Source organism: Dietzia sp. UBA5065 (assembly GCA_002415925.1).
Classification (GTDB): domain Bacteria; phylum Actinomycetota; class Actinomycetes; order Mycobacteriales; family Mycobacteriaceae; genus Dietzia.
On sequence record DIAZ01000001.1, the window covers coordinates 9,167 to 17,402 of the forward strand.

Here is an 8,236-nt window from a genome sequence, read left to right on the forward strand (position 1 = left end):
CCCGGACCGCCGCCCGGACGCGCGCCGCCCGGGGCGCCGTGTCGTTCGACCCCGTCGCCGGCGGGTTCCCCGTCCCGCCGCTCCCCCACCAGCGCGCGGCACCGCGCGGATCCCCGCCCGCGGGGCCCGCCCCGACCCAGGAGGCCCGCCATGCCTAGGGTGCCGAGGTTCCTCGAGCCGATCGCCGGGTTCGGCGTGACGTTCGCGACCATGTTCCGCAAGAACATCACCGAGCAGTACCCGGAGGAGAAGGTCCCCACCGCGCCCCGCTACCACGGGCGGCACCAGCTCAACCGCTACGCGGACGGGCTGGAGAAGTGCATCGGGTGCGAGCTGTGCGCGTGGGCGTGCCCGGCCGACGCGATCTACGTCGAGGGCGCCGACAACACCGCCGGGGAGCGCTACTCCCCCGGCGAGCGCTACGGGCGGGTCTACCAGATCAACTACCTCCGCTGCATCGGCTGCGGGCTGTGCGTGGAGGCCTGCCCGACCCGCGCGTTGACCATGACCAACCAGTACGAGATGGCCGGTGACGACCGCGCCGGCATGATCTACGAGAAGCACGACCTCCTGGGACCGATGCTCGCCGGGATGATCCCCGCCCCGCACGACATGGTCCCGGGGTCCACGCACGCCGACTACTACCGCGGCGAGATCACCGGGCCCGCGCCCGAGCAGGGCCAGCCGTACGAGGGGTCCTCATGACCACCGGGGAGTCAGTGCTGTTCTGGGTGCTGGCCACCATCGCCGTGGCCGGGGCGCTCGGCGTGGTCTCGGCGACCAAGGCGGTCTACTCGGCGCTGTGCCTGGCGGCCACGATGGTCTCGCTCGCGGTCCTGTACATCGCGCAGGGCGCGGTGTTCCTGGGGGTGGGCCAGATCGTGGTCTACACCGGCGCGGTGATGATGCTGTTCCTGTTCGTGGTGATGCTCATCGGCGTGGAGTCCTCGGACTCGCTGGTGGAGCGGATCCGCGGGCACCGGGTGGCGGCGATCGTCGCGGGGCTGGGCTTCGGGATCCTCCTCGCCACCGGGCTGGCGCGGGCGGAGTTGCCACCGTTCGCCGGGTTCGCACCGGGTTACTCGGATGTGCCGGCGCTGGCGGAGCTGCTGTTCTCCCGGCACGTGTGGGCGTTCGAGCTGACCGGTGTGCTGCTCATCATCGCCACCCTCGGCGCCATGGTGCTCGCACACCGTGAGCGCTTCACGGGGCGCCTGACCCAGCGGCAGATGTCCGAGCAGCGCTTCCTCGACTGGCAGCACGACGACACCGCCCGCGTGACGCCGCTGCCCGGCCCCGGCGTCTACGCGCGCCGCAACTCCGCGGACACCCCCGCCCGCCTGCCCGACGGCTCCGACGCCGAGGACTCGGTGAGCGAGGTCCTGCGCCGGCACGCGGCCGACCGGGCGGACCCGGACCGGGAGCTCAGCGACGGCGAGGAGGGACGGCCGTGACCCCCGAGTACCACCTGTACCTCTCGGCCGTGCTGTTCACCATCGGCGCGGCCGGATTCCTGCTGCGGCGCAACGCGATCGTGCTGTTCATGTGCATCGAGCTCATGCTCAACGCCACCAACCTCGCCCTGGTGGCGTTCGCGCGAATGCACGGCGACGTCACCGGCCAACTGTTCGCGTTCTTCATCATGGTCGTCGCCGCCGCGGAGGTCGTGATCGGCCTCGCGATCATCATGGCCATCTACCGTTCCCGCCGATCGGCGTCCGTCGACGATGCCAACCTGCTCAGGTACTAGGGGGGACGACGATGACGACGACGACGACCACAGCCGCCCTGGCGCCCGCCATCACCGAGCCCGCGCTCTGGCTCATCCCCGCACTGCCGCTGCTCGGGGCGGCGGTCCTGCTGCTGCTCGGTCGGCGCGCGAACGGGTGGGGCCACCTGCTCGGCTGCGCGACCGCGCTGGGCTCGTTCGCCGTGGCGGTGTGGCAATTCGCCGCGATGGCCGGCCGGGAGGCGGGCGACCGCGCCGCCGCCCAGACCCTGTTCACCTGGGTCTCGGTCGGCGACCTGCGCGTGGACTTCGGCCTGCGTCTGGACGAGCTGTCCCTGATGTTCGTGCTGCTCGTGACGGGCGTGGGCCTGCTCATCCACGTGTACTCGATCGGCTACATGGCCGCCGACCCCGCCCGGGGGAAGTTCTTCGCCTACCTCAACCTGTTCCTCGCCGCGATGCTGCTGCTGGTCATGGCAGACAACTTCCTCGGCCTCTACCTGGGCTGGGAGGGCGTGGGCCTGGTCTCCTACCTGCTCATCGGGTTCTGGCAACACAAGCCGTCGGCCGCCACCGCAGCGAAGAAGGCGTTCGTCGTCAACCGCGTCGGCGACATCGGTCTGGGTGTGGCGCTGATGGTCATGGTCACCCAGCTCGGGACACTGTCGTATGAGGGCGTGTTCTCAGGCGTCCAGGGGTCCGGGGCGGTCGGGGCTGGGGCCACCGGTCCAGCGATGAGCTCGGGGCTGGTCACCGCGCTCGGGCTGCTGTTGCTGCTCGGCGCGTGCGCCAAGTCCGCCCAGGTCCCGCTGCAGTCGTGGCTCGGCGACGCCATGGAGGGCCCCACCCCGGTCTCGGCGCTCATCCACGCCGCGACCATGGTCACCGCGGGCGTCTACCTCGTCGTCCGGGCCAACCCGATCTTCGACGCCGCCCCGGCCGCGCGGGCCGCGGTGATCGCGGTGGGCGCGGTGACGCTGCTGTTCGGCGCGGTGATCGGCTGCGCGAAGGACGACATCAAGAAGGTGCTCGCCGCCTCCACCATGAGCCAGGTCGGTTACATGGTCATGGCCGCCGGATTCGGCCCCGCCGGGTACGCGCTGGCGATCATGCACCTGCTCACCCACGGATTCTTCAAGGCGGGCCTGTTCCTCGGCGCGGGATCGGTGATGCACGGGATGAACGACGAGGTGGACATGCGCCGCTACGGGGCCCTGCGCGCGGTCATGCCGGTCACCTACGTCACCTTCGGGCTGGGCTACCTCGCGATCATCGGCGTCCCGCCCTTCGCCGGTTTCTACTCCAAGGAGGGCATCATCTCCGCCGCCTTCGACGTGGGGAGCACCGCGACCGGCGGGGGCTCCTCGGGATCGGCGCTCGGCTACCTGCTGGGGGCGGTGGCGCTGCTCGGTGCGGGTCTCACCGCTTTCTACATGACCCGCGTGATGCTCCTGACCTTCTTCGGCCCCCGGCGCTGGGCCGCGGGCGCCCACCCCCACGAGTCACCGGCGATCATGACCGCGCCGATGATCGCGATCGCCGTGGGGTCGGTCTTGTCGGGCGCGTTGCTCGCGATCGGCGGCCGCCTGCAGGACTGGCTCGCCCCGGTCGTCGGGGACCACCACCCCGAGCACGTCCTGCCCGTGTGGCTGGTCACCGCCGCCTCACTCCTCGTCGTCGCGGCGGGAATCGCGCTCGCCGTCCGCCGCTACGCCCGTAGCGAGATCCCGGTGACCGCCCCCGAGGGCTCTGCGCTCACCCGGGCCGCGCGGCGCGACCTCCACGCCGACCGCCTCAACGAGGCGGTGTTCATGCGCCCCGGGCAGGCCCTCGTGGCCGGCACCGCGGTGGTCGACCGCCGGGTCCTGGCCGGCGCCGCGACGGGCGTCGCCACCGCGGTCGGTGAACTGTCCGCCCGGACGAGACTCCTGCAGTCCGGACTCACCCGCTCCTACGCGCTGTACATGCTGATCGGCGCGGTTCTGGTGATCGCGGCGATGCTGGGTGGTGGCGCGCTGTGACCGGCCCCGGACTGCTCACCGCGCTGTGGCTCACGCCCCTGGTCGGTGCCCTCCTAGTCGTCGTCGTCCCTCAGAGCGCGCGCCGCGCGGCGAGGCCCCTCGCCCTGGTCACGTCCCTGGCCGTCCTGGGGGTAGCGATCGCGCTGGCGGTCGGGTTCGACCCCGGCGGCGACCGGTACCAGTTCGTCGAATCTCGGCCGTGGATCCCGGCATTCGGGGCGACGTACTCCCTCGGACTCGACGGCGTAGCGCTAGTCCTGGTGCTGCTCACCGCCGCGCTCATGCCGCTGCTGCTGCTGGCGGGGTGGCGTGACGTCGACGGGGGTCGGCGCGCGCAGGCGTACCCCGCACTCATGCTCGCCACGCAGGCCCTGGCGCTGGTGACGTTCCTCAGCCTCGACGTGCTGCTGTTCTACGTGGCGTTCGAGGCGATGCTCATCCCGCTGTACTTCCTCATCGGGGGTTTCGGTACAGGGGGTTTCGGCGGCGGTGCGACCGACGGCTCCGAACGGGCGCGGGCGGCCGTGCGGTTCCTCCTCTACAACCTGCTCGGCGGCCTCGTCATGCTCGCGGCGGTCCTTGGGCTCTACATGTACACAGACTGGGCCAGGCTCGGACCCGACGGCCGCGGCACCTTCGACTACCGCCTCATCACCGACGCCATCGCCGACGGTCGCCTGCAGATCCCGCCCGGCGCGATGCTGCTGCTGTTCGCCGGGTTCACGCTCGCGTTCGCGATCAAGGCGCCGCTGTGGCCGTTCCACACGTGGCTGCCCGGGGCCGCCGTCGCCGCCACCCCCGCCTCCGCGGTGCTCATGATGGCCGTGGTGGACAAGGTCGGCACCTTCGCGATGCTGCGGTACAGCCTGCCGCTGTACCCCGAGGCCGCGGCCACGGCGACGCCGGTGATGGTGACGCTGGCGGTGATCAGCATCGTCTACGGCGGCGTCATGGCGATCGCCCAGACCGACCTGCTGCGGCTCATCGCGTACGCCTCCATTTCGCACTTCGGGTTCATCGTGCTGGGCGTGTTCGCCGCCACCGAGCAGTCCGCGACCGGTTCGGCATTGTACATGGTCAACCACGGCATCGCCACGGCCGCACTGTTCCTCGTGGCCGGGTTCCTCGTGCACCGCCGCGGCACGCGGGAGATCGGGCGGTTCGGCGGCGTCCAGCAGGTGACGCCGGTGCTGGCCGGGGTGTTCCTCGTCGCCGGGCTCGCCACCCTGTCGCTACCGGGCTTGGCGCCGTTCATCAGCGAGTTCCTGGTGTTCGTCGGCACGTTCGCGGTGTTCCCGGTCGCGGCGGTGCTCTCGACCGCGACGTTCGTCCTCGCGGCCGTCTACATTCTGTGGACCTACCAACGGGTGATGGGCGGGCCCGTCGCGCCCGGCCTCGCGGGCACCCCGGACCTCGGGCTGCGCGAGCAGGTGGTCCTGGCCCCGCTGGTCGTGGCGCTGATCGTGCTCGGCTTCTACCCGCAGCCGGCGCTCGACGTGATCGATCCCGCGGTCGCCGACACCGTCGCCCACGTGGAAGGTGCCACCCGATGACCCCAGACATCGCCTACTCCTCGCTCCTGCCGCTGCTCGTGGTGCTCGGCGCGGCGATCGTCTCGGTCCTGGTCGAGGCATTCGCCCCGGCCCGGCACCGCTACATCACGCAGATGGTGCTGTACCTCGGCGGGCTCGGGGCCGCGCTGGTGGCGGTGGCGCTGCTCGCCGGGACGCGGACCGTCACCGCCGGCGGCGCCGTGGCCGTGGACGGGCCGGCGCTGTTCCTGCAGGGGGCGACGGTCCTCGTGGCGATCGGGGCCGGGCTGCTCATCGGCGAACGCGCGCGGGTGGCGGCGGGGTCGCGTCCCCCGGTGCTCGCGGGCTTCGCGCCGCAGGCCGCACTGGCCCCGGGCGGCGACGCCGAACGGGAGGCCGAGCGGGCGGGCGTCACCCAGACCGAGGTGTTCCCGCTGGCACTGTTCGCCACCGGCGGACTCATGTTGTTCCCCGCGGCGAACGACCTCATCACCCTGTTCATCGCGCTCGAGGTGCTGTCCCTGCCGCTGTACGTCATGTGCGGCATGGCCCGCCGGCGGCGGTTCCTCTCGCAAGAAGCTGCGGTCAAATACTTCCTGTTGGGATCGTTCTCCTCGGCGTTCTTCGCCTACGGCGCGGCGCTGATCTACGGCTACGCCGGGACCGTCGAGTTCAGGGGCATCGCGGCGGTCGTCGCCACCGAGGGCGGCAGCTCGCTGGCCCTGATCGGCGTGGCGATGATGTCGGTGGGCCTGCTGTTCAAGGTCGGAGCGGTGCCGTTCCACACCTGGACCCCGGACGTGTACCAGGGCGCGCCCACCTCGATCACCGCGTTCATGGCCGCCGGCACCAAGCTCGCCGCGTTCGGGGCGATCCTCCGGTTCTTCCACGTCGCCGTGCCCCGACTCGAGGCAGACTGGGCGCCGGTGCTCTGGGTGATCGCGGCCCTGACGATGATCGTGGGCACGGTCGTCGGCGTCACCCAGAACGACGTCAAACGCCTGCTGGCCTACTCCTCCGTCGCGCACGCCGGCTTCCTGCTGACCGGAGTGCTCGGCCCGCCGGTGGCCGGGACCTCCGCCGTGCTGTTCTACCTCGCCGCCTACGCGGTCAGCACTGTTGGCGTCTTCGCCGTGGCCGGGCTGGTCCGCGATCCCGACGGCGCCGAGATCACCGACCTGCAGGCCTGGGCCGGGCTCGGCCGCCGTCAGCCGGTGGTCGCGGGCGCGTTCGCCCTGCTGCTGCTCGCACTGGCCGGTATCCCGCTGACCAGTGGGTTCATCGCCAAGTTCGCCGTGTTTTCCGAGGCGGTGGCCGGCGGCGCGGTGAGCCTGGTGGTGGTCGGCGTGCTCACCAGCGCGATCGCGGCCTCGTTCTACGTCCGCGTGATCGTGGTGATGTTCTTCCGCGACGCAGGCTCCGGCTCCGGCTCCGGCTCCGCTGCGCCCGGCGCGCTCGCCGCCGGCGAGGTGGCGTTCGCCCGCCGCCCCGTCACGTACGCCGTGGTCGGCGTCGCGGTGGTGGTGACCATCCTGCTGGGGATCATGCCGCAGCCGCTGCTTGACCTGGCCACCGCCGCATCCTGGTTCGTGGGGGCGGAGTTCGGAGGGTAGCCAGCCGCCCACCTCGCTCCCGCGCCCCGCCCCCCGCCGGGGGCCCGGGCCGACGTCGCGCAGGGGCGCAGGCTCGGCCTGCTGATCGGCCACACAACCGTTGACATGCAACTCTGATGATCTCATCATCAATGCATGTCGCTCATCCAGATTCGTAACGTCCCCGAAGAGGTTCACCGCATCCTCAAGGAGCGCGCTGCCCGCGAGGGCAAGACCCTGTCAGATCTCGCTCTCGCCGAGCTGACGCGGTCGGTCAAACGCCCCACCCGCAGTGAACTGCTCGAACGGATCGCCTCGCTTCCAGCCCGCGATTACCAGGGGGAGACCGCCGAGGAATCTGTTCGCGCCGAGCGAGACGCCCGGTGATCGTCCTCGACGCCTCTGTCACCGTGGAACTGTTGCTGAATCTCCCCCTCGGCGAACAGGTACGACGCCGCCTCGCTGACTCCGATCTCCAATTGCACGCACCACACCTGCTCCCTGTCGAGGTCCTACAGGTTCTACGACGACGTGTGGCGGCCGGCACGACGAGTACCACCGATGCAGTGGAGGCATTGGACCTCCTGGAGCAACTCGATCTCAGTTTTCACGACCACATGCTCCTGGCGGGACGAGCGTGGACTCTCAGGGGCAATCTGAGTGCCTACGACGCCACGTATGTCGCACTCGCCGAACTGCTCGACGCGCCTCTACTCACCGCTGACGCGAAACTCGCGCGTGCACCCGGTATTCACGCGACCATCGACCTGATCCAGCCCTGACAACGACGCACACGCTGTCGCCGGGCCGCGCCCGCTTACCCGCCCCGCCGCGAAGAGGAATTCGCCTGTATCGGCCGAGTACATCCGCACGAATTCCTCTTCCCGGCGTCAGGAGTCTCTCGGGCGTCAGGGGGGCCGGGCCGGGGCGGCGCCAGCGGCGTCCGGGACTATCGAGCCGGCCTACTCCCCCAGCCCCAGCGGGGTCGCGTCGAACTCCCCGGACAGCGCGGAGACCGACCGGGCCAGGCGGAGGTCCCGCACGGTGACGCCATCGACATCGTGGCTGCGGAGATCCAACGTGACCTCGTCGTAGCTCCACAGCAGGTCGGGATGGTGGTTCTGCGAGTTGGCGGCCTGCCCGATCGCGGCGACCAGATTGATCGCGGCCTGCGGCGTCTCGCACACGGCGGTGTAGGTCAGCGACCCCTCCGACAGGGCCCAGCCGGGCAGGTCGGCCAGACCCTCGGCGATCTGCTCCTCGGTCAGGCGGGTGTTGTCGTCGGCGCCGGGGCCTGCGGCGTCGGGACGTGCGTTGTCGGCATCTGCGCTCATGCCGTCCAGTCTGGCACCTCCCGCCGCG

At 71.0% G+C, this 8,236-nt stretch carries 9 protein-coding genes; 8 read left to right on the forward strand and 1 reads right to left on the reverse strand.

Going from position 1 to position 8,236, the window contains the following annotated elements:
- Nucleotides 1–159 precede the first annotated feature (159 nt).
- The 8 genes from nuoI to B4M60_RS00080 all read left to right on the forward strand — a co-directional run bounded on the left by nuoI (nucleotide 160) and on the right by B4M60_RS00080 (nucleotide 7,656).
- Nucleotides 160–705, forward strand: a complete 546-nt coding sequence (gene nuoI, locus B4M60_RS00045) for an NADH-quinone oxidoreductase subunit NuoI (protein WP_291079351.1) — start codon at nucleotides 160–162, stop codon at nucleotides 703–705.
- The gene (locus tag B4M60_RS00050) at nucleotides 702–1,454 is read left to right on the forward strand and encodes an NADH-quinone oxidoreductase subunit J (protein WP_291079324.1); all 753 of its coding nucleotides are present in this window, start codon (nucleotides 702–704) and stop codon (nucleotides 1,452–1,454) included. The genes nuoI and B4M60_RS00050 overlap by 4 nt, the downstream gene beginning before the upstream one ends.
- Complete coding sequence (gene nuoK / locus B4M60_RS00055; protein ID WP_291079325.1) at nucleotides 1,451–1,750, forward strand: NADH-quinone oxidoreductase subunit NuoK; 300 nt, start codon at nucleotides 1,451–1,453, stop codon at nucleotides 1,748–1,750. The genes B4M60_RS00050 and nuoK overlap by 4 nt, the downstream gene beginning before the upstream one ends.
- A gap of 11 nt (nucleotides 1,751–1,761) precedes the next feature.
- Nucleotides 1,762–3,750, forward strand: coding sequence for an NADH-quinone oxidoreductase subunit L (gene nuoL / locus B4M60_RS00060; protein WP_291079326.1), 1,989 nt, complete (start codon nucleotides 1,762–1,764; stop codon nucleotides 3,748–3,750).
- Nucleotides 3,747–5,303 (forward strand): NADH-quinone oxidoreductase subunit M, encoded by a 1,557-nt coding sequence (locus B4M60_RS00065; protein WP_291079327.1) that lies wholly within the window; start codon nucleotides 3,747–3,749, stop codon nucleotides 5,301–5,303. The genes nuoL and B4M60_RS00065 overlap by 4 nt, the downstream gene beginning before the upstream one ends.
- Complete coding sequence (gene nuoN, locus B4M60_RS00070) at nucleotides 5,300–6,895, forward strand: NADH-quinone oxidoreductase subunit NuoN (RefSeq protein ID WP_291079328.1); 1,596 nt, start codon at nucleotides 5,300–5,302, stop codon at nucleotides 6,893–6,895. Before B4M60_RS00065 ends, nuoN begins: the two co-directional genes overlap by 4 nt.
- Nucleotides 6,896–7,030: 135 nt before the next feature.
- Nucleotides 7,031–7,261, forward strand: a complete 231-nt coding sequence (locus tag B4M60_RS00075; RefSeq protein WP_291079329.1) for a FitA-like ribbon-helix-helix domain-containing protein — start codon at nucleotides 7,031–7,033, stop codon at nucleotides 7,259–7,261.
- A complete protein-coding gene (locus tag B4M60_RS00080; protein WP_291079330.1) occupies nucleotides 7,258–7,656 on the forward strand; it encodes a type II toxin-antitoxin system VapC family toxin in 399 nt (132 codons plus the stop codon). Before B4M60_RS00075 ends, B4M60_RS00080 begins: the two co-directional genes overlap by 4 nt.
- 180 nt (nucleotides 7,657–7,836) lie before the next feature.
- Here B4M60_RS00080 and B4M60_RS00085 read toward each other — a convergent pair whose 3' ends face one another.
- Nucleotides 7,837–8,208 (reverse strand): 4a-hydroxytetrahydrobiopterin dehydratase, encoded by a 372-nt coding sequence (locus B4M60_RS00085; RefSeq protein ID WP_291079331.1) that lies wholly within the window; start codon nucleotides 8,206–8,208, stop codon nucleotides 7,837–7,839.
- Nucleotides 8,209–8,236 lie beyond the last annotated feature (28 nt).

Bases quoted from the DNA above. Each gene is read 5' to 3' on its own strand.
- B4M60_RS00075 (WP_291079329.1), top strand. From the start codon at position 7,031: ATGTCGCTCATCCAGATTCGTAACGTCCCCGAAGAGGTTCACCGCATC.
- B4M60_RS00050 (WP_291079324.1), top strand. From the start codon at position 702: ATGACCACCGGGGAGTCAGTGCTGTTCTGGGTGCTGGCCACCATCGCC.
- nuoL (WP_291079326.1), top strand. From the start codon at position 1,762: ATGACGACGACGACGACCACAGCCGCCCTGGCGCCCGCCATCACCGAG.
- B4M60_RS00085 (WP_291079331.1), bottom strand. From the start codon at position 8,208: ATGAGCGCAGATGCCGACAACGCACGTCCCGACGCCGCAGGCCCCGGC.
- nuoN (WP_291079328.1), top strand. From the start codon at position 5,300: ATGACCCCAGACATCGCCTACTCCTCGCTCCTGCCGCTGCTCGTGGTG.